This window comes from Bradyrhizobium sp. WYCCWR15520 (genome assembly GCF_056174665.1).
Map to the genome: position 1 here is coordinate 57,525 of NZ_JBWBWM010000016.1, position 21,540 is coordinate 79,064.

The window sequence follows — 21,540 nt, forward strand, 5'->3', positions numbered from 1 at the left end:
TGCCGTCAGCATAGGTTCGGTGGCGCGGCTCCTCAATCCCATTTCGGCGCGAAGCCGAAATCGGTGAGCCGACCGCCGGCGCCGCCCATGTCGGATATCTGCTGCATGTCCTCTTCGGACAGCTCGAAATCGAAGATCTCGATGTTCTCCGAGAGCCGCTCGAGTTTCGAGGTGCGCGGTATAGCCGCCACCCCCTGCTGCACCAGCCAGCGCAGGCAGATCTGCGCCGCCGTCTTGCGATAACGCTCGCCGATCCGCTGCAGCGCGCGGTCGCTCTTGATGCGGCCCTTGGCGACGGGACTGTAGGCCACCAGTGCCATGCCGTGACGCGCACAGGCTTCGCGCACCTTGGCCTGGTCGAGATAGGGGTGATACTCGACCTGGTCACACGCCAGCGGCTCCGGGCAGGAGGCCACCGCCTCCTCGATCAGGGCCACGGTGAAATTGGATACGCCGATATGGCGGGCGAGCCCCTGCTGCCTGACCCGTGCCAGCGCGCCCAGCGTTTCCACCAGCGGCACCTGCGGATTTGGCCAGTGCAGCAGCAACAGATCAACCTCGGTCAGGCGCAGCCGCACCAGGCTTTCCTTGGCGGAGCGCTCCAGATCATGGGGCGCGAAATGCGATGGCCAGATCTTGGTGGTGAGGAAAACCTGATCGCGCTTCACGCCCGCCGCGCGCAGCCCCTCGCCGACCTCGCGTTCGTTGTCGTACATCTGCGCGGTGTCGATGTGGCGGTAGCCGAGCCGCAGCGCCTGCTCGACGATCCGCGCGCAGGCGCGCCCGCGCAATTCCCAGGTGCCCAGCCCGATCGCCGGAATTTTTGCGCCATTGGCTTCGATAAACAGCATTGGTGTATCCGCGGACCGGCCCCATTATGGGCTGCGGGAACAGCCGTGCCAACAGATAGCGTTTCGCGACTTTAGCGAATTCGGCTTCGCGTGAAGAAAACGCGACAAACGCAGAACTAGGCGGGCGACGGCTCGGTGGCCAGCGCTGCGAAAACGGTGTCCGGCGAATGCGCGATCACAGCGAGCAACGCCCGCGCCGGTCCCCGCGGCGCACGCTTGCCCTGCTCCCAATTTCGGATGGTTTCGACGGGCACGCCAAGCCTTGCCGCGAATTCGAGCTGGGTCAGTTGGGCGCGGCGGCGCAGATCGCGCACCGCCGGCAGCGGCGCCGTTTCGTTCGACGCGGGGACCGTAGACCCGGTCTCGGGCTCGGGCATCGCAAGTGCGAGGCCGGGCATCGACGGCGCGAGCCCGGGCATCGAGGGCGCGAGCGGGAACTCCTGCCCGTCCCGCAGTTCGACAATCCGTCCATCCGCTTTCAGCCGCAAGCGCTGCATATTGACCTCGTGGGCCGCCATCATCGGCCAAGCGCCTTAAGGTCCACTTAACGATAAATGAGGCGCTTGCCTGACGCGTTTTCTTCACGCGCGCCGGCAGCAGCTTGAAAACGCTATGTTACTTCAGCCCGAACCACAGCGTGGCGATGCCGAGAAACGAGAAAAAGCCGACCACGTCGGTGATGGTCGTGACGAAGGTCCCCGACGCCACCGCCGGATCGGCGCGCACCCGGTCCAGCACCATCGGGATCAGGATGCCGCCGAGCGCGCCGGCCACCAGGTTGCAGATGATGGCGAGGCCGATCACGACGCCAAGGCCCGGGATCTTGAACCACGCCACCGCGGCGACGCCGGTGATGACGGCAAAGGCGAGCCCGTTGACGAGGCCGACCATCGCCTCGCGCATGACGACGCGGAACGCATTGTTGGAACCGAGCTCGCGGGTCGCCAGCGCCCGCACTGCCACTGTCATGGTCTGGGTCGCGGCGTTACCGCCCTGGCTCGCCACGATCGGCGCCAGCACGGCGAGCGCCACCATCTTCTCGAGCTGGCCCTCGAACAGGCCAAGCACGGAGGACGCCAGGAACGCGGTCGCGAGGTTGACGAGCAGCCAGTTGAAGCGGCCGCGTGCGATGGTCCAGACATTGTCGGACAATTCTTCGTCGCTGGTGACGCCGCCCAGCGCCTTCAGATCCTCGTCGGCCTCTTCCTCGATGACGTCGACGACGTCGTCGATGGTGATGACGCCGACCAGCCGGTTGGTGGTGTCGACGACCGGAGCGGCGACCAGATTATACTTGCCGAACATCCGCGCGACCTCTTCCTGGTCGTCGAGTACGGAGACGCGGCGGCGGTCTTCCTCGATCAGGTCGGCAAGCGGCACAGGGCGGCGCGCCCGCAGCAGCGTGTCGAGCGAGACCGCGCCTTGCCAGTGCTTTTCGGCATCGACCGCGTAGACCTCGTAGAAGCGGTCGGGCAGATCGGGGGTATCTCGCATGTAGTCGATCGTCTGGCCGACGGTCCAGTCCGGCGGCACTGCGATAAACTCCGAGCTCATCCGCCGGCCTGCGGAATTTTCCGGGTAAAGCAGGCTGCGCTCCAGCGGCTCGCGCTCGGCCGGCGGCAGCTTTTCGAGGATCTCTTCCTTGTCCTCCTGGTCGAGGCCTTCGAGCAACTGGACGGCGTCGTCGGACTCCAGTTCGCGGACGCCCTCGGCGACCGTCTCCGGCTCGAGCTCCTCGAGGATCTCCTCGCGGACGGCGTCGTCGACCTCGTTGAGCGCCGAGAAGTCGAAATCGGTGCCGGTGATCTCGACGAGGGTGACGCGGTCCTCGGGTTCGAGGGCGGCGATCAAATCGCCGAGATCGGCCTCATGGAGTTCCGCCACCACCTCGCACAGCAGCGGCCGGTCGGCGGCATGAATGGCGCGCGCGATCTCCTCGACGAATTCGTGACGGAGCTGGCCCTCCTCATCCCGCATCGGGAGATGGTCAAGCACCGAGCCTTCCGTGAGCCGCGCTGCGGCGGCTTGGGCAATGTCGATATTCTCGGCCATGCCGCGCCCTCGCCGGTTTGACAGAATGAGAGAAATGTCTGAGCTATCGCCCCGCATTACCCAATCGCCTGCGCCATGCGCAATGCCAAATATCGCCAACCGCAAATGATGCGAAATTTTAGCGCGGCGCTGTGCGCGGCAGTCGCGACATTGATGAGCTCCGTCGCGGCGGCGGCCGCCGCCGAATGTCCCCGCAAGGACGCGCTCGGCACCTCGCGCGTCCTTGCGGTGGATACCGCTACCTACCCGCGCGTGGGGCTCAAGAGCTTTCCACAAACGTTGCCACTGGCAAGACCGCGAGGTGGTGCTGACCTTCGATGACGGGCCGTGGCCTGCGACGGACAAGAAGATCCTGGCGGCGCTGGCGCAGGAATGCGTGCGCGCCACCTTCTTCCTGATCGGAAGGTCGGCCTCAGCCCATCCCGAGCTGGTGCGAAGAATGGCAGCCGAGGGCCATACCATCGCCCACCACACCTGGAGCCACCGCAATCTGAAATACATGAAGCCGGAGGCGGCCATCGGCGAGATCGACAAGGGTATCGCGGCGGCCGAAGCGGCGCTGCACGGGACGGCCACCACGACCCCGAGCACATCGTTCTTTCGCTTCCCCTATTTTGATATGTCGCCCGCCACGCTGGAGGCCTTGCAGAAGCGCGGCATCGCCGTGCTGGGCGCTGACCTCTGGGCCAGCGACTGGAATCCGATGACGCCGGCCCAGCAGTTGAAACTGCTCACCGATCGGCTGCAGGTCGCCCGCAAAGGCATCATCCTGCTGCACGACCCGAAGGGGCAGACTGCCGCCATGCTGCCGGCCTTCTTGCGCTACCTCCGCGACAACCATTACCGCGTGGTTCACCTGGTTCCAGCGGATGCCAAAACCGTGGCCGGCAAAGCACATTAGATTACGATCTGTTTGGCCAGCGCGGTTCTTGCCCCCGGATCGGGCGCCAGGGCCAAATTAAGTCTGGAATTCAGGTGATTAAGACGGCATTCATGATGCAATTGTAAGCCGTTGCGTGCGCTTGGAATGAAGCCGGGGTTCAATGATCGCTAGCGTATTTGGGGAGCTGCGGTGGTCGTGGACCGCCTTGTGCGTGGGCGTCGTAACCTCTGTCGCCGCACAGGCTGCGTCGGCCGCCAATTGCCCAGGTCATCCCGACGCCATCGGCACGTCACGCACCATCGTGGTCGATCCGCGCGCCTACCCCATCATCGGCACCATGCAATATGGCAAGACGCTGCCGCTGCAGGACCGTGAGGTGGTGCTGACCTTCGATGACGGCCCGCTGCCGAAATACAGCAACCTGATCCTCGACATTCTGGCCGCGCATTGCGCAAAGGCGACCTTCTTCATGGTCGGGAGCCAGGCCAACGCCAATCCGGAAGGCGTGCGCAAGGTTCGCGATGCCGGCCATACGGTGGCCACCCACAGCCAGAACCATCCCGCCGGCATGGATCGACTGCCGTTCGACCGCTCCAAACAAGAGATCGAACAGGGCATTGCCTCGGTGACCGCGGCGCTCGGCGACGGCACCGCGCCGGCGCCGTTCCTGCGCATTCCCGGGCTGCGCCGGACCGACGAGATCGAGGCATTCGCCGCTTCCAAGGGGCTTCAGCTCTGGAGCGCCGATTTCCCCGCCGACGACTGGCGCGACGTCTCCGCCAATCGCGTCTATGAGCTTGCGATGCAGCGGCTGGAGCGAAAGGGCAAAGGCATCCTGCTGCTGCACGACATCCAGCCGCGCACGGTCACGGCGCTGCCGAGAATCCTGCACGAAATGAAGGCGCGCGGCTATCGCATCGTCCATGTCGTGCCGGCGACGCCAGGGCGGCCGGCGACGCCGACCGAGCCGCAGCAATGGCTGTTGCATCCGCCGTCAGAGACGGTGGCGATTTCGCGCTGGCCGAAGGTTCCGAAATTCGCTGCGGCCGGCCCGGCCGCGCTTCCTATCCCAGCCTTGTCCGATCTTGACTGGCGCAATCCGGATGCCGTTACGCGCGCACATCGGCGCGGAGGCGCTGTGCCCTTGCCGCTGATAGCGCTGTGGCCGCGGCAGATCACCTTGCCGCCGAACGGCGTGCTGGCCACACTCCCGGTGCCGGCTGCGAGCATTTTCAGGATTCCGGATCCGTTGATGCTGACCTCGCCCGTACGCCGGATCGACACGGCAGCTAATGCCCGTGCCACCGAAGTCTCCGCCAAGCTGGCCGGCAAGTCGCGCCGCAACGGGCACCCGGCGGCGGCGCGGCCGCCGGCATCGGCCGCCCAGCCTGCGCCAGCGCCACCGGGCGCCGCAACTACGCCCAAGCCGGCAGATTCCAGAAAGAACGGGCGCTCGGTCCGGGTGGCCGGCTTGAAGAAGCGCTGATCGGGCGGTTCTGATCGAACGGATCAGGACCGCGCTCCAATCATTTGTATTTATGCAGTTTCCTGATGCCTGCCCTTCGTACAGGCCGCAATCGGGCAGACTCAGTTCGTTACGATCTTGGCGAGACAGAGCAAGATGACGATGGCGAGAAACAGCAGGTCGATATAGGCCTTTATCTCGCCGGCATGGCGGAGCCCGCTGACCTCGGAGATGACCTGCTTACGCGTCGACGTCGAATTCGGCCCCTCGCCCAGCGCCGCCACCAGACGGCGCGCCTCCAGTTCCAGCCGCTCGATGCGCTGGAAGAAGTGAAACGAGCGCAGCGCGGACGCCGCATGCATGCCGGCATAGACCAGCACGAGAACCGCCACGACCACGCGGTGCTGATATTTTTCGAGGAAGTTCAGAGCGAAATAGACCAGCGCCAGGAACACGAAATTGGAGAGGAATCGATAGGCATAGCTCAGAAACAGCATGAAGATGCTCCGGGTGGTCTCAAGTAGCGCGAACTCTTGGAAGCGCCGAACTGCGGCAGGCGCGCGGACCGGAATCACCGGCCGGCGGGCTGGCGCACTCTACGCGAACGATGCGACGGCAGGGCACTATTAACCCGCACTCGCTTCCAAAGGAATCGCGCCCGTGTCATTGCGGACACGCCAGCTCTCGCTCCCGATGGTATGAAGACAATACCGCAACTTGTGATAAGGATACGATCCTGCCGATCAGGGCTGCGGCCGCAGCGGCATTCTCAGCGACTACCTGACATCACAAAAGAGAACCCGTCATTTGCGACGGGTGCAGGTCTAGGGAGGACTACAAACTAAGCTGATTCGCGGCGCGGAGGTGTACCGCAATTCACACACGCTATTGGAAACTCATGGTCTCCCGTCGGGACGGCAAATCTGATCGATGTTCCTGATATCTCACGGCGGCTACAATTTGCCGTCGATCATCTTGAGCTTGACGGTCTCGCAGGTCTTGCGCACTTGCTCGGTAAAGATCGAGCATTCCTCGATGCGCTTGAAAATCTTCTTGGCTTCCTCGCGGTACGACGTTGCGGTATCGCGCATGAAGGCAATGGCATTATGCACTTCGGCGGTCATTGCCTCGCATCTCTTCGCCGCGTTGATCAGCTCTGCGCCCATTGCTTCGATTTCCTTTGCGGCGGCTTCATAGTCACGGACCACGGCTTCGGCCGAGAGCGCGCCAACGCGCGTAACGCCCTCTTCATGCTCGACGTAATCCGGCATCGGGCCCGATGGAGCCGACCTGATCACAGGATGGCTTCCCACGACGTCCTCTTCAAGCTTGGCTAAGTCCAGCGGCGCAGTTCTGTGTAGTCGTTCGACACTCGCCATAGGTCATTCTCCATAACTCAATGAACAACCCCCAGAACGTGAGCATGGCGACCGATTCGTGGCGGAAACCTGAATCAAAGAGAGCAACTAAAAGGCGAACGTGTGAATGCACGAGCCGCGACGTCGTGCCGGGCGCCCCTGTTCACGCGAAGCCACGCCCCTTCACGCATAACCAGGCCCGGCGCATCGGGATGCGCGCGGCCTACGCTTAAGGGGCGATTAACAGTTTTGCATCAATGATTGAGGTTCCAGCGCAACATCCTTTCAACCCGCAAGAATTGCGGAGCCGCACTCAAACCTCTTCAGGAGGATCGATTGAGGACGCTTCTTGTTTGCGCGATGGCTACGACCCTGGTCGGTTGCAGCAGCCAACAACCAACCCAGCCATCATGCGTTGGACTGAACCCGCTGGCCTGCCTGACTGCGGTTCATGTGCCGATTGAACCTGAAGCGCATGACAGCGATGCTGCCGCAATCAGACCGGTGCCTGCCGTCGCCGAGCGCGGCGACACCCCGCCGCGATCCCATGCGCACCGTGAAGTCCGTCGGACACCGAGGCCAATCAAGGTCGCGGCGAAAGCCGCTTCTCCCATTCCGATACCGCTTCCTTCACCGCAAACAAGCCAGCAGACGACGGGCAATGCCGTGGCTTCCCAGGCGACACCAGCACGCGCTACCGATCCGCATTCAACGACCGACGTTCCGCAGACCCGAACGATCGAGGAGCAGGTGGCGGCGGCCTCTGCGGTTGCGGAGCGAATGTCGGTCCCTACGCTGGATGCGTCGCTGGACGCTCTCGTGGCCATCCTGGTGGCTGATACGGGCGTCAAGTCGGTTTCCGACCTGACCGGCAAGACCATTGCGATCGATGATCGATATTCCGAACAGTCGATCAGCCGCGTCCGGTCCGCGATAGCGGCGGCAGGCGCGCTCGAAGTCCAGGTGAGCAAAGGCCAAACCACGGCGATCAATCGGCTGGTCAGCAAGGAAGTCCCGGCTGCGGTCGTCGGGCTGGTCTCTGCCAGCGCAGCGGATAGTTTTCCTGAACTTGCGCGGTACAGGACCTTTCAAGTCCCGCTCGCGATTCGATCGGGCCCAGCCAAGCCGTAACAGATTTGTCCCCCCGGAGATCCAGCAACCCGCGACGGGATGCGGGCCGAGCCAAAAACCAAGGAAGAACAAAGCTGATCTCCGGGGGAAGAAGACGTTTAGCAATTTCAACGGCTTGCCGCGATACGCAAAAGCAAAGCGGAGCCTTGCGATATTCCTAAAGCCTCGTACCGAAATTGAGCCATGTTCTTCAAATGATATTGCAGGATGCAATTGATATTGCCTGCCTTGCTCAATGGACGGACGCCCGTGCCGCTTAAATTGATTATTCGTGCAGCCGTGATCTGCGGACGTTACCATGATCCGAATCGATCCTTCCGGATCATCAAGCCGCGCTGACGCCAGCGTCGGTCTCAATCAAGAAATTCATCCATGTTTGATTTTCTCAAATCGGTAATCGGCATCGGCAAACCGGCGGGAATCGCCACCGAGGCCGACAACGCCACAGCCAGGGAAATCGGAACAGATCTCAAGCGGCTAGAAACGGTCAGCCCGGATCTCGCACAGCGCGCCATCGTCTACGTCCTGACGGGTGAAGGTAGTTCCGTGCTGCTTCAGATCGAGCAACAGGCCAACGCCGCTCAAAATGCCCTCGGCCACTATCACTATATGACTCCGACGACTGCCGCTCAGAAAGAGGCGGAGAGCGCTATCAAGGCGCGCAGCAATGTTTTGGGGCGGCAGCATGGACCCGAAGCAACCTGGATACGTCGCTATTTCGAGGTGCTCACGCTACCTCACAAGGGTGCGCGCTGGGGTATGTTCTCGCATCAGGGGCCGAGCCCATTGTGGCTTCGGGGCCTTTTTGCCCAGGGGGAGCTCGGCCTGCAAACGAAGCTGGCAACCGATTTCAACACGGTCCTGAGCTGGCGCGATGCTGAAGATAGCGCGACGGTTTTCGCGTTGGACCTGCTCGTTCTGGAGAAGGTCAATCAATACTACTTTCGCGATTGCAACATCGAATCGAGGTTTGATTTCAAGCGCGGCCTGCTCGCGGAGAAGCAGGCGGTCATGGACGCGTTTGCAAAATATGACCGCCCGGGCCAGGCCATCTACATTCATATCCTGAAGCAATTCGACCTGGTCAAGGACGAGTATTTTCACTTCATCTACCAGCAGTACCTGCTGACAACCAGCAAGACGGTTCGCGAGGCGGCCCAGAACGCGTTGCTCGCCTCGCCGCCCGAAACGTTGGCCGCAAGCGCCACCCAGACCTTGGCCGACGGCAATCCGACCGCGCGCGCGCAAGCCGCGCAAATCCTCCCGCTCGTCATGGGCGAACGGGCCCGGCCGCTGCTCGAAAACCATCTCGCCAAGGAAACGTCGAAGACCGTCCGCAAGGTCATCGAACTCGGGCTGGGATCGGCGTTTGTCAGCGATGACGCAGCCCAGGCCGCGCGCACATTGAAAGGCGATGGCGCCGACGGCTACCTGGCCGCCGACGGTACGGAAGTGCTTTCGCCGCCACTCGCCGCGTTGCCGATAGCGACGCCGCTCTCCGACAGCGTCAAGGCCGGCTATTACGGACTGCTCGACAAGGCTCACGCCCAGTGGATGAAGAGCTACGAAAATCAAAAAGCCTACTACGAGAAAGCCACGGCGGAGCAACGGAAAGCCTGGAAATCGGACGCACCAATACCGCCCAAACCTATCGACCGCTCCGTTGCCGACAGATACTGCGCGTTTTTGGCCTCGGACAGTCCGATTGACGAGGCGGCGATCGCCAAGATCGGCAACGTCACTCCTTTTGCTCCTTACAACACCGAGGCCGCAGTCGACGCGCCATTCAACAATCCGGAGCTGACCCTGTGGCACCTCTGCCGCGCGCGTTCGATTGAAGCTCGCGGGTCAAGGAACTCGCATTGGCTCCTGGGCAATGTGTTGAATGGGTACGGTTCTATTCCCGCCGCCATTCATGCGCGACTGACCAATGGCGTCGATCTGCGTACCGTGACGACATTAATGCAGCAGAGCCTGGAGCCCAAGGAGCTGGCGATACACGCGCTGCACAGCGGCATCTCCGAAGACGCGTCTGCGGAGGTGATCTGGCCCTTCCTCGCAACCCATTTTGACGTTTTTGACCAGGCGCTGGGGCAAGTGGCGTCAACGGCGTTTCGCGACCCGCCGATCCTGAACGCGTTGAACCTGCTTCGGCTGTTTCCGAAATTGCCGGCGCGCTATTTCAACACGGTCCTGATCCACGCGCTGTCGTCCAAGAAATCCGTCAACAAACCGGCCCGCGCGTTGCTGCTCGGGATCGACGGTATAGAGCAACGTCTACTGCCGTTCCTTTCGGACAGCAAGCAGGATGTCCGCTCGGGCGTCGCCCAGATGCTCGGCGCCATCGGTGCCGAGAGCGCCATCGAACCGCTCAAGAAGGCGCTTGGCAAGGAGAAGTCCGAACTGGTGCGGGCAGCCGTGCTCGGCGCGCTGCGCAGGCTCAATGTCGATATTTCCAGCTACGTCTCGCCGGAAATCCTGATCAAGGAAGCCACCACCGGCCTGAAAGGCAAGAAGGCCAAGGATATCGGCTGGTTTCCGCTCGATAGCCTGCCCGCCCTCAGTTGGGCGAGTGGCGGCACTGTGCCTTCAGACGTTCCACGCTGGTGGATCGCACTTGCGGGAAAGCTGGCGCAGGCGGGCGGCAACACGCTGTTCTCGCTCTGGCTCGATCAGCTCACGCCCGAGAGTGCCGAGGCGCTCGGCCGTCACATCCTCGGCAGCTTCCTGCGTTACGATGCAACGCACTGCTCTGAAGACGAAGCAAATGCCCATGCCAAGGCCCATGCCCAACAGCGCTACGAACAATACCAGGAATATGCGAAGCGCTGGGACAACGAGTTTTACCGCTCCTATACGTATGAAAAGGCGTTTGCCGATCTGCGTGCCGAGAAGCTTGGGATCTATCTCAACAATGCCCAGGCCGATCGCGGTATCCTTGGATTGGCGACACGCGCGGAGGGTACCTTCGCGGTTCAGATGGTCCGCACCTATATGCGCGATCACTATAAGCGGACCGCGCAGGTCAAGGCGCTCACTGAATATCTGAGCGGCAACACGTCTTCGGCCGCGCTGCAGTTGCTGCTGTCGATCGCCCGCCGCCATCGCACCAACGCGGTCCAGGTGCTGGCGCAAGAGCTGGTCGAACGCCTTGCCGACGAACGGAACTGGACCACCGACGAGCTGGCCGACCGCACCATCCCGACGGCAGGTCTCGATGAGCGCGGCACGCTCGACCTGGAGATCGGCAGCCGCGTCTATCAGGCCAGGCTCGACGCCGAAGACGTGCTCACGCTCTACAATCCCGACGGCAAGGTGGTGAAGAGCCTGCCCCAGGTCAGCGACGGGCCTGACAAGGAGAGCGCAGCGGAAGCCAAGAAGGCGCTCTCGAACGCCAAGAAGGAATTGAAGCAGGTTCACGAATTTCAGGCCAAGCGGCTGTACGAAGCGCTCTGTGTCGGCCGGCGCTGGCAGCTTGCCGATTGGCAGCGCTTCCTGCTCGAGCATCCGATCGTCGGACGGCTGGTGCAGCGCCTGGTCTGGCTCGGCCTGGACGCGCAAGGCGAAATCGTCGCTTCGTTCCGGCCGCTCGAGGATCTGTCATTGACCGATAGCGGCGACAATGCCGTCGATCCCGCCTCTTTCGCCGCCGTCCAACTCGCACACCGCTCTCTGTTCACGGCCGAACAAAGCGAAGCCTGGAAGCAACATCTCGCCGACTACAAGGTCGACCCGCTGTTCAATCAGCTCGACCGCCCGGTGCTCACGAGCGCCGTTGGTACCTCCATCGAGGACCGCACCGGCCACATCATCGAGGCCTTCAAGCTGCGCAGCGCGGCACAGAAGCTCGGCTATGAGCGCGCGCAGGCCGAGGATGGCGGCTGGTTTACGCAATACATCAAGCCCTTTGGCGGCATTGCGATCAACGCCGTGATCGAGTTCACGGGATCTCCGCTGCCTGAAGAAAATCGGGCGGTGGCCCTGGTTGCGGCCAAGTTCGTGCGGGCGCGCAAGGGCGCGCGGTCAGCTTACGGCGTGCAGATTGCGCTCAACGAGGTGCCTTCGGTGCTGCTGAGCGAAGTCTGGAATGACCTTCATCAGATTGCAGGCGCTGGCAGCGGATTTGCCGAGGACTGGCGTAACAAGGTGGGCTGGTAATGGAACAACGAAATGCGCTGCAGCTGCGTCCCAGCGCCGAAATCCGGTTCGCCGACGAACTCGCGGCGCTGAAGGCGGCCGATCAGGGAAGACGGCCGCCGGGATGGGCGCTCTCCGCACGCGCGGTCCGCAGCTTCATCCTCGGCGACAGCAAGCTCGCCATTCGGCGCAAATTCTATGGTGACGATGCGCTGGTCGAACGAGCATTGGTCGCCTTGATGAGCGAGCAAGGCCTGATGCTGGTGGGCGAGCCGGGCACGGCCAAATCGATGCTGTCGGAATTGCTGGCTGCAGCGATCAGCGGTTCGTCGATGCTGGTGGTACAGGGATCGACCGGCGTCACCGAGGACCATGTCCGGTACGGCTGGAACTATGCGCTGCTGATCGCCGAGGGACCGACCCCGCGCGCGCTCGTTCCCTCCCCAATGATGGAAGCGATGCGTCTTGGCCGTGTCGTACGCGTCGAGGAGCTGACGCGATGCCCGCCGGAGATTCAGGATGTCCTGATCTCCGTGTTGTCGGAAAAGGTGATGGCGGTACCCGAGCTCGGCGAAAGCGCCAGCGTCTACGCAGCGCCCGGCTTCTCGGTGATCGGCACCGCCAATCTCCGCGACCGCGGCGTGCATGAAATGTCGAGCGCGCTCAAGCGCCGTTTCAACTTTGAAACCGTGACCCCGCTGACCGACCCGGCCCTGGAAACCGAGTTGATCCGTCAGGAAGTCGACAAGCGGCTCGGTCAGGCTGATATCTCAGTGAACTTCCCCGACGAGGTCACCGATCTTCTCGTCACCACCTTCCAGGATTTGCGCCGCGGTCAGACCAAAGACCAGGTGCCGCTGTCAAAACCGGCAGCCGTGATGTCGACGGCGGAGGCCGTGAACATCGCCCACGCGGCGGCACTCGAAGCAGCGTTCCTCGGCAATGGCGATGTCGGCGGCGCCCATATCGGACGCCAGTTGCATGGCGTCATCGTCAAGGACAATGCGGAGGACGTGAAGAAGGTTCGCGCCTATGTCGATCACATCGTCAAGGAGCGCGCCCGCCGCAGCAAAGTGTGGTCGGATTTCCTCGGCGCAGTGAAGGCCGTGAAAGACGAGAGCTGAGGCTCACGGCATGAGCGCACTCGATCCGGCCGCGACCGCCATCCGCCTGTTTGATTCAGAACGCAACCTTCACTTCTTCCCGATCCGTCATCATTCGCCGGCCTGCGCATTGCACCTGCGCGAAGCGCTGCGCGCCATCCGTCCCGCCGCCGTCCTGATCGAGGGGCCGGTCGATTTCGAACCTCTCATCGGCGAGTTGCTCGCGCCGGGCGTCGTGCCGCCGGTCGCCATGGTGGCGTTGCCCGACAACGAGGCGCGTGCCGAGAAAGGCCGCGGCGGCACCACCTATTATCCAATCTGCCGCCATTCACCCGAATATGTCGCGATCCAGCAAGCGACCGACCTCGGCGCCACCGTCCGCTTCATCGACCTGCCGTCCCGCCACCCCGCGATGCTGTCGGACGGTCGAGACAGGCAGGACCAGCCGCTGCTGCCGATGCGGGAGACCATGTTCGATCGCGGCGCCTATGTGGAAGCGATGTGCGCGCGAGCCGGTTTTCGCGATGGCCTGGCGTTGTGGGACGGTCTGTTCGAAGCGCGCGCCCGCAGCACCGACTGGCGCGGCTTCTTTGCCAGCGTCGGCGCCTATTGCGCGGCATTGCGAGCCGCATCGGACAAGGATGAATTGCAGGCTGACGGAACGCTGGCGCGCGAAGCCATGATGCGCGCCTGCATCCACGACGCGATTGCAAAGGCCTCCGGACCGATCGCTGTTATAACAGGCGGCTTTCACACGCCCGCGCTGATCGACGCGCAACCGGACGCGCCACGACCGGCCGGCGCCACCACCCGCTCGAATGCCTGGCTCATTCGCTACGACTTCCGCGCCCTCGACCGCCTCAACGGCTACGGCGCCGGTCTACCACTGCCGGGCTTCTACGAGCGGATGTGGGAACGCCTGATCGGAACGAACGATGATGCCAATAGCTCGCTGACTGAGGAGATCCTGGTCGGCTTTCGCGCGCATCTGATCGCGAACGAACCGGCGCTGGCGTTCGCGTTCCCGACCCTTCGCTCCATGGTCGAGGCGGCAAGGCGGCTTGCCGAGTTGCGCGGACTGTCCGAGCCCGGGCGAACCGAGCTGTTCGACGCGCTGCGATCGTCAGCGATCAAGGAGGAAATCGAGGTCGGCGCTCATCCGCTGTTGGCCGCCTTCACGACATTTCTCCAGGGCGACCGGCTAGGTGACCTGCCACCCGGCAGCCGGCTGCCGCCGCTGGTCGAGCGAGCCCGGGGCGAAGCCAGAGCTCTCGGCCTGTCGCTCGAAGACGCGGTGCCCAAGACACGCGAGCTCGATATCTACCGAAAACCCCGCCACGGTCAGACAAGCCGATTTCTGCACGCCATGCGGCTGGTCGCGCCCGCCTTCGCTCAACGCAACAAAGGCCCCGACAGGGTGCATGGCTTTCGCGCCGACATGCTGATGGAGACCTGGACCTATGCCTGGTCGCCCGCCGTCGAGGCCTCACTGATCGAGCGGGCGGCCGATGGCGAAACCGTCAGGGATGCCGCCGCCACGATCCTGATCCGGCGCCTTGCCGATCTCGAGAAGGAAGGCCAGCGCAACAACGCCGAGGCGGCTTTCAACCTCCTGAGTGTCGCCTTCGATGCCGGGATCGGCAGCGCCGCTGACACGCTGGCTGCGGCCGTCGGCGTCGCGGTAGATGAAGACACCAATCTGGCGCGCTTGACCAACGCCCTGGTGATCGGTCAGGCCCTCAACAGCCGGGCCAAGGGGATGCAGTCCGACAACGGCGTCCGGGCTTTCGCCTCGCTGCTTCCTCCCCTGCTCGATCGGTTGGCGCGGCGCATCGCCGAGTTGCTGTACGGCCTTGCCGCCGTCAGCGCCGACAATGTCGGCGAAGCGACGGGTTGTCTGGCGGCGCTGGCGGAGGCAATGGCCGATCCCGATCCGCCATTTCCGACCCAACCGCTCCGCGATGCCCTGCAGCATCTGATGACCGTCCAGCTCGATCCGCAACTTGCCGGCGCCGTCATTGCGCTTGCCGCGCTGATCGGCCTGATCGATGAGCCGGAAGCAGGACGACGCCTGTCGGCCGCGCTGGCGGGGGCATTCGAGCGCCCTGGTGAAGCCGTGCGCACGCTTTCGGGCGTGATGGCGCTGGCGCCGCAGCTGTTCGTCAACGACAGCAGCGTCATCGCGGCGATCGATGGTTTGTTCGGCGCCGTGGACGACCAGGGATTTCTCGCGCTGCTGCCGCAACTGCGCATGGCATTCGCCGAACTGAGCCCGCACGAGACCGATCGGGTTGCCGCAGTTGTCGCGGCAGCCCATGGTGCCGGCGAAGACGACATCGCGATCCTGCAGCAGGTCCCGGATGCGCGGGTGCTGTCGGAGCACCTGGCTCTCGGCGAACGGCTGCGCAGCCAATGGCTCCAGGACGGCCTGGCTGCATGGCTGGAGCCCTCGCCATGACGCCGCCGAACGACAGAGCCGGTCAGCGATTGTCCGCAGAGCAGACGCAGCGCCTCTTGCGCTGGCGCATGGCGTTGGGGCGCTACGCGGACAATCAGCTCGGCAGTTCGGGCCTCACGGCTGAAGAGCTGCGTCGCGACCAATTGCTCGAACGCATCTATGCGGAGCGCGGCCGCCAGCGCGGCCTGCGCCTGGGCAGCGGCCGCAAGGGCTCGCTCGATCCGAGCCAGATCACCATTCCCGACTGGCTCAACGACAGCCGCCGGCTGTTTCCGGCCTCGGTGTTCGAGACCATTCAGGGCCATGCGCTGAATGACCTCGGCCTGGCCGGACTGTTCGCCGATCCAGCCTCGCTGCAGAAGCTGCAACCCAATCTCGACCTGATGAAGGTGCTGCTTGCCTTCAAGGGAAAGGCGGACAGGAACCTGGTCGAGGCGATCCGCGGGGTCGTCGATACCGTGGTCGAAGAGCTCAAGCGGAAACTGAAGGCGGAGATGGAACGTGCATTGTCGGGCCGGCGCGATCGCTTCCGCCGCGGCAAGCTGCGATCGGCGGCCAATCTCGACCTCCGCCGCACCATCCGAGACAATTTGCGGCACTACAGCCCCGAGCGTAAGGCCGTCATCGCCGAGCGGCTGCATTTTGTCGCCCGGAACAAGCGACGCATGCCATGGACGATCATCCTGTGCGTCGACCAGAGCGGGTCGATGCTCAACTCGCTCATCCACGCCACCGTGATGGCCTCGATCCTGGCGGGGCTGCCGGCCGTGGACGTGCGCTTCGTCGCTTTCGATACCTCGATCGTCGATATGTCCGACAAGCTTGCCGATCCGGTCGACCTCCTGCTCTCGGTCCAGCTTGGCGGCGGCACCGATATCGCGCGCGCCATGACTTATTGCGAGGGCCTTGTCGTCAATCCCAGCCGTACCGTCATTGCGCTGATCAGCGACTTTGAGGAAGGCGGCTCGCTTGCCGACCTGCTGCGCTGTGTCCGGCGCCTTGCGGAAGCCCGCACCCGGCTGATCGGCCTCGCCGCGCTCGACACCAACGGCGCGGCCGTGTTCGACCGCTCTGCCGCCGCGAAGCTGGCAGGCCTCGGCATGCACATCGCCGCCATGACGCCCGACCGCTTCGCGGAATGGCTGGTCGGCATCATGGACTAAGCACGATCATGTCCAAGCTCATCCCGCTTTACGCCCAGATCGACGACGCAACCCTGGAGGCCATGGCCTCCAAGGGCATTGTTCGCCGCGGGCGCGCCGATGCGGTCAATGTGCGGTTCGAAGCGATCGGTGCTGACGAGATCGTCGGTACAATCGAGGGCGCCACGGTGCGGCTCGACGACAAGGGCCTCGCCAAGGCGCGCTGCACCTGCCCGGCTGCCACCACGTGCCGGCACAAGATCGCAATTGTTTTCGCGCTGCGAACCCAGGCTGGCGAGCAACCAGCCGCGCCGGCGGTCGAGACCGATTGGCCGGCCCGCCTCGCGACCTTCGACCGCAAAACCCTGCTGAACGCCGTCGGCAAGACTGGCTTGCGCGAGGCCATCCGGCTGTTTGCCCTGGCCGAAGCTGCGACGATCCACCCCGGCGGCCTCTCGCTCAAAGTGGTGTTGCGATTGAGCGCGGAGGAAATTGAGGTCGCGGTGCCGGCCGAGGGCGATTTCAGTTCCGTGGTTTCCGGCCTGCCCGAGCGCCGACGACCAGCCGGCCATGCCGCTGCGATCCTCGCGGCGCGCCGCCATTTCGGCCACGAGACGATCGAGATCGACGAGACGGATACTGTTGTCGATCAAAAGGCATTCGTTCCCGACGGACCGCTGCTCGCCGCCATGCGGGACGCGGTGTGCCGCGCCTATTCGCAAGGATTTGCCGTACCATCGCGCGCGCTTGAAGAGCGGCTGATGCTGCTTTCGGTTTCCAGCCGCGCCGAGGCGATGCCGCGTCTTTCCGCCAGCCTGCGGCGCATCGCCGAGGGGCTGGAACAGCGCCGCTCGCGCAGCGTCAACCATGACCCGGTGGAGCTGCTGCGCGAGATCGCGTTCGCCCACGCCTTGCTCCATGCGGTTTCGCACACCAGCGATGACGCGCGTTTGCGCAGACTTGCAGGCACGGTGCGCGCCGAATACGAACCCATCGGCGATGTTGGCCTGATCGGCCTCGGAGCGACGCTGTTCGAGACGATCGCCGGCGCGGTCGGCGTGACCGGCCATTTCGCCGAACCGGCAACGGGGCGGCGGTTCACGGCCACGCTGGCCAGGGGTACCACCCACGACACGCGCTTTGACCCGCGCGCTGCCTATCGCACCCAGTCGATCTGGGGCCACACACTGGCCCGGCTTTCGTCGGCCACATTTCATCTTTCCGGCGCGCATGCTTCGTCCACCGGCCGGCTTTCCTTGTCGCAAACGAGCCGCGCCGAAGCGATCCAGCCGTTCAAGCCAGGCCCGGAGGAAATCGCCGGCTGGGCCCGGGATCGCAGTGGTCCGCTCGCCGATCTGGCCCATATGTCCTGGCCGATCCTTGCCGACCATCTCGCGCGCTGCTTCGCGCCGTCGCTCGACGCGCCGCCGCTTTCGGCACAGCCGGTCATCCTGTTGCCAAGCCGCATTGCGCCCGTGACCTTTGACGATCTGACGCAGCGTCTGCGCTGGCCACTGATGGATCTGAGCGGCGCGTGGATTTCGCTCACGCTCGATCATGACGACGAAGGACGTGGACTTGGCGCCAGTCGCATCGCGGCGCTCGAGGCCGCGCTCGGCGACGGCGGCAACAAGCGGCCGTTTGCCATCGTCGCGATCGCAAGGCCCGAGGGTGGAAAGATAGTGCTGGAGCCGATCGCTCTTTGGGGAGAGACCCAGACGTCGCTCGACTTCCCCGATCGAATCCCCACACAGGGCGCCGATGTTGTCTCCCGCATCATGGCGGGCCTGCGCAGGAGGGTGACCCAGTTCGCCCCGCCGCCGCCGGCCGACGTTACGGTGCGCCAGGCGTCTCAACTGCTGCAGGCCGGCGTCGATGCGTTGATCGGCTTTGCGGAAGCCGGGCTGCACAGCCCCGCCCAAGAGAGGCTGCTGGCGCCGATGGCAAAGACCTATCAGCTTGCGTCGCTGACGCCGCTTGCCGAGCTATTTTCGCGGACGATCGCAAGCCGCGGAAGCGACGCCTCCTCTGCAGCCTTGGCCAGCGCCCAGGGATTGTTCACGCTGCAGAGCTTCAATAGCCGCCTTCAGATCTGGACGTGATCGGTGCGACCATTTCTGCGCAGCGCCGAAGTGGCGGGAACGGTGTGGCACCGCTGCGCGGGTTATGCTCGAGAAAAGCCTAGCGATTTCAATGCCAAAAGTGGGGTGGTGCGCTCGGAGGGCGGAGAAGATGTTAGCAACTTCAATAACTTGCTGAGATGAGCCAAAGGCGAGGTGCATTTCCCGCCTATAGGTGCTGTTCAAGCCCAGTGCCAAGCTGAACTAACTAAATCGGGCGCGACGCCGATTCAGTACGCGCGCCTCGCAATCGACCCTGCAATCGGAGCAATCCTCCGGGGACGACATTTGTGGACTGTGCCGCTATTTTGAGAAGCACCAAAGCGAAGGGCACCCGTTTACGCTACGTGCCACCAAGATTTCGGCCAGTAACAACCGGGGCCGGGGCAAGCAGCAGCCAATGAACCGGGCCTGGGCTGGCTCGGTGCTTCTATATGAATCCATGGAGACATCATGCGGGTGGTGATTTGCGGAGCCGGCGTGATCGGAGCCTGCACCGCCTACTTCCTCGCTCGCCGCGGCATCGACGTCATCGTGGTGGAGAGGACCGAAGTGGCTGCGGCGGCGTCCGGCAAGGCCGGCGGATTTCTGGCGCTCGACTGGTCCGCTGGCACTCCGCTCGATGCGCTGGCGCGCCGCAGCTTTCATCTCCACGCCGCCCTACCCGACGAGATTGCGGGTGATTGGGCCTACCAGCGCATGACCGCCTATAGCGGGCTCGTCGTCCCCGATCATGCTCGTAGTCACTCACCGGCCAAACTCGATTGGCTTTCCGACGGCGTAGTCGTTGTTGATCGACTCGGCACACCGGAAACAACGGCAATTGTTCACCCGCGCAAATTCACTTCCGCGATGATGAGCGCCGCACAAAGCTACGGCGCTGAACTGCGCGCGGGACGGGTCACCGGGATGGTGCGGAGTGCGGATGGATCTGCAGTTAAGGGCGTGGAGGTCGATGGCGCCGTTTTGGAGGCGGATGCCGTCGTGATCGCGATGGGGCCTTGGTCGTTGATGGCCGCCGCGTGGATGCATCTGCCCGCCGTCTTCGGGCAGAGAAGCCCGAGCTTGGTTTACGACACCGGCACCGATGTCACAGCGGATGCCCTCTTCCTCGAATATCATGAAGGGAGCGCCGTGGCTGCAACGGTCGAAGTCTTCCCGCGGGCCGACGGCAGCACACTCATCACCGCCTCCTCAGATCAAGCGCCGCTGCCACTCGACCCCGCGGTCGTTACGGCGGACCAAAACGAGGTTGATCGTCTTCAGGCGATCTCCGAACGGCTGTCACCGTTCTTTCGCCCGGAGAGGATCATCGCGCGGCAAGCTTGCTTCCGGCCGGTCACGCAAGACGGTCTGCCGTTGATCGGCAAAGTGCCGCAGATTGAGGGCGTCTACGTGGCCACCGGCCATAGTGTCTGGGGCATCCTCAACGCACCGGCAACAGGTCAGGCCTTGGCGGAGCTGATCGCCGAGGGCGTTTCGCTCACTACGGATCTGGAGCCTTTCGATCCGGCCCGGTTCCCAATATATCGACCTGTCCGCTGAGTAGGTTCAAATCCCGGACCTGCAAGCGCGTTTGTTATAACTTCTGTTTTAGGGGATCTCTCGCGGCCAGCGGCAAGGTTGAGAATGGCCATCAGCTCGCCGCGTAGGGTGGCATGGCTCTCGCCCCGTTTCTCACCTGGGGTTATCACTACCTCGCCAATTAGCGAGCGGATGTCCTCCCGGGCTTCCCCATTTGACTCCGGCTCGGCCAGGGTTTCCGCTAATAGTGAGATCTGCGGCTGTTGCGGTGGCGCGCTTCATGCCATTGGCGAGAGACATTGGGCACCCAATTGACTTTCGTCAGCGGCATGGAGATTACCTGTCCTGTGGCGAACTGCCGAACGTGCTCTGTCGCCTGCTGCGGACCCGATGATCCACTTTGGCAGCTACTTCATGAACCTTCCTTGCCCTGACTAGCATTGGTCTTGCCGCTCTCACCGAAGGCTGCCCGATAGATAATCCAATACATCGCGCCGACGAGGCCGGCGCCGCCTACGATATTGCCGAGCGTGACCGGCACAAGATTGTGAATGATGCCCGCCATCGTGATGACCGACGCGTCGAAATCAGGAGGGACATTTCCTGCTCGCGTCATCAACCAGGCCAAGGGCAGGAAATACATGTTGGCGACGCAGTGCTCAAAGCCGGCGGCGATGAAGGCGGAGATCGGAAATACGAGCGCAACAATCTTGTCGGTAACCGACCGGCCGGCATATGCCAGCCACACCGCCAAGCAAACGAGCAGGTTACACAAAATTCCCTTGAAGAATAACGTCACTGCATCGGGCTGGATCTTGGCGACAGCCGTATTCAGTATCGACAGGCCGACGCGGCCTCCATTCATGTCGAGATGATGCGAAAGGAAGACCAGGACCACAAGTCCGAGCGCGCCGATCAGGTTGCCGAAATAGACGACGCCCCAGTTGCGCAGCATTTCCTTCGTCGTCACATGTCCGCTCGCCCAGGCCATCACGATCAGATTGTTTCCCGTGAAGAGTTCAGCTCCGCCAACCAGAACGATTGCCAGCCCGAGCGAAAAAACCAGTCCGCCGAGCACACGCGCCGTGGCGAAGCTCAGACTCGCGTCGCTGACGACGACAGTGTAGTACAGTGCGCCAAGTCCGATGCTGCCCCCTGCGATCACGGCCAGCATGAATGAAGCCAGAAAGGGAAGGTTCGTCTTCTTGACTCCGACTTTCTCGACAGCCTCCTTGATCTCGGCCGGGCTGTAGGCATTCAAATTGAAGATGGGTGGTTGCGGCGGGGATGCCCGATCAGCCATGCCGTGTCTCCCG

At 63.4% G+C, this 21,540-nt stretch carries 14 protein-coding genes and 1 pseudogene; 9 read left to right on the top strand and 6 right to left on the bottom strand.

Annotated elements, in window-relative coordinates:
• Positions 1–32: 32 nt before the first annotated feature.
• The 3 genes from AC0QUY_RS19575 to mgtE all read right to left on the bottom strand — a co-directional run bounded on the left by AC0QUY_RS19575 (position 33) and on the right by mgtE (position 2,903).
• Positions 33–851: an aldo/keto reductase gene (locus tag AC0QUY_RS19575; RefSeq protein WP_475388007.1), complete on the bottom strand. Its 819-nt coding sequence runs from the start codon at positions 849–851 to the stop codon at positions 33–35.
• A 116-nt stretch (positions 852–967) separates the two neighbouring features.
• A complete protein-coding gene (locus tag AC0QUY_RS19580; RefSeq protein WP_161856731.1) occupies positions 968–1,348 on the bottom strand; it encodes a helix-turn-helix domain-containing protein in 381 nt (126 codons plus the stop codon).
• 118 nt (positions 1,349–1,466) lie between these two features.
• Positions 1,467–2,903: a magnesium transporter gene (mgtE, locus tag AC0QUY_RS19585; protein WP_161855117.1), complete on the bottom strand. Its 1,437-nt coding sequence runs from the start codon at positions 2,901–2,903 to the stop codon at positions 1,467–1,469.
• 153 nt (positions 2,904–3,056) lie between these two features.
• Here mgtE and AC0QUY_RS19590 point away from each other — a divergent pair.
• Both AC0QUY_RS19590 and AC0QUY_RS19595 read left to right on the top strand, forming a co-directional pair.
• A pseudogene (locus AC0QUY_RS19590) lies at positions 3,057–3,804 on the top strand (polysaccharide deacetylase family protein).
• A gap of 193 nt (positions 3,805–3,997) precedes the next feature.
• A complete protein-coding gene (locus tag AC0QUY_RS19595) occupies positions 3,998–5,272 on the top strand; it encodes a polysaccharide deacetylase family protein (protein WP_475388008.1) in 1,275 nt (424 codons plus the stop codon).
• A 101-nt stretch (positions 5,273–5,373) separates the two neighbouring features.
• Here the strand turns inward: AC0QUY_RS19595 and AC0QUY_RS19600 are convergent, their stop codons facing one another.
• Positions 5,374–5,748 carry a hypothetical protein gene (locus tag AC0QUY_RS19600; protein ID WP_057839254.1) on the bottom strand — a complete coding sequence of 125 codons (375 nt, stop codon included), beginning with the start codon at positions 5,746–5,748 and terminating at the stop codon, positions 5,374–5,376.
• A gap of 456 nt (positions 5,749–6,204) precedes the next feature.
• Positions 6,205–6,549 carry a hypothetical protein gene (locus AC0QUY_RS19605; RefSeq protein WP_475388009.1) on the bottom strand — a complete coding sequence of 115 codons (345 nt, stop codon included), beginning with the start codon at positions 6,547–6,549 and terminating at the stop codon, positions 6,205–6,207.
• Positions 6,550–7,275: 726 nt separating this feature from the next.
• On the opposite strand from AC0QUY_RS19605, the gene AC0QUY_RS19610 reads away from it, so the two are divergent.
• From AC0QUY_RS19610 to AC0QUY_RS19640, 7 genes are all read left to right on the top strand, one after another.
• A complete protein-coding gene (locus tag AC0QUY_RS19610) occupies positions 7,276–7,740 on the top strand; it encodes a hypothetical protein (RefSeq protein ID WP_475388010.1) in 465 nt (154 codons plus the stop codon).
• Positions 7,741–8,112: 372 nt separating this feature from the next.
• Positions 8,113–11,898 (top strand): DUF4132 domain-containing protein, encoded by a 3,786-nt coding sequence (locus AC0QUY_RS19615; RefSeq protein ID WP_475388011.1) that lies wholly within the window; start codon positions 8,113–8,115, stop codon positions 11,896–11,898.
• The gene (locus tag AC0QUY_RS19620) at positions 11,898–13,001 is read left to right on the top strand and encodes an ATP-binding protein (RefSeq protein WP_475388012.1); all 1,104 of its coding nucleotides are present in this window, start codon (positions 11,898–11,900) and stop codon (positions 12,999–13,001) included. The genes AC0QUY_RS19615 and AC0QUY_RS19620 overlap by 1 nt, the downstream gene beginning before the upstream one ends.
• 10 nt (positions 13,002–13,011) lie before the next feature.
• The gene (locus AC0QUY_RS19625; RefSeq protein WP_475388013.1) at positions 13,012–15,438 is read left to right on the top strand and encodes a DUF5682 family protein; all 2,427 of its coding nucleotides are present in this window, start codon (positions 13,012–13,014) and stop codon (positions 15,436–15,438) included.
• Complete coding sequence (locus tag AC0QUY_RS19630) at positions 15,417–16,601, top strand: VWA domain-containing protein (RefSeq protein ID WP_161855123.1); 1,185 nt, start codon at positions 15,417–15,419, stop codon at positions 16,599–16,601. Before AC0QUY_RS19625 ends, AC0QUY_RS19630 begins: the two co-directional genes overlap by 22 nt.
• A gap of 8 nt (positions 16,602–16,609) precedes the next feature.
• On the top strand, positions 16,610–18,682 hold the full coding sequence (locus AC0QUY_RS19635) for a hypothetical protein (protein WP_475388014.1): 2,073 nt from the start codon (positions 16,610–16,612) through the stop codon (positions 18,680–18,682).
• A 471-nt stretch (positions 18,683–19,153) separates the two neighbouring features.
• Complete coding sequence (locus AC0QUY_RS19640; RefSeq protein WP_475388015.1) at positions 19,154–20,245, top strand: NAD(P)/FAD-dependent oxidoreductase; 1,092 nt, start codon at positions 19,154–19,156, stop codon at positions 20,243–20,245.
• A gap of 391 nt (positions 20,246–20,636) precedes the next feature.
• Here AC0QUY_RS19640 and AC0QUY_RS19645 read toward each other — a convergent pair whose 3' ends face one another.
• Complete coding sequence (locus tag AC0QUY_RS19645) at positions 20,637–21,527, bottom strand: formate/nitrite transporter family protein (protein WP_475388016.1); 891 nt, start codon at positions 21,525–21,527, stop codon at positions 20,637–20,639.
• Between the last annotated feature and the right edge of the window lie 13 nt (positions 21,528–21,540).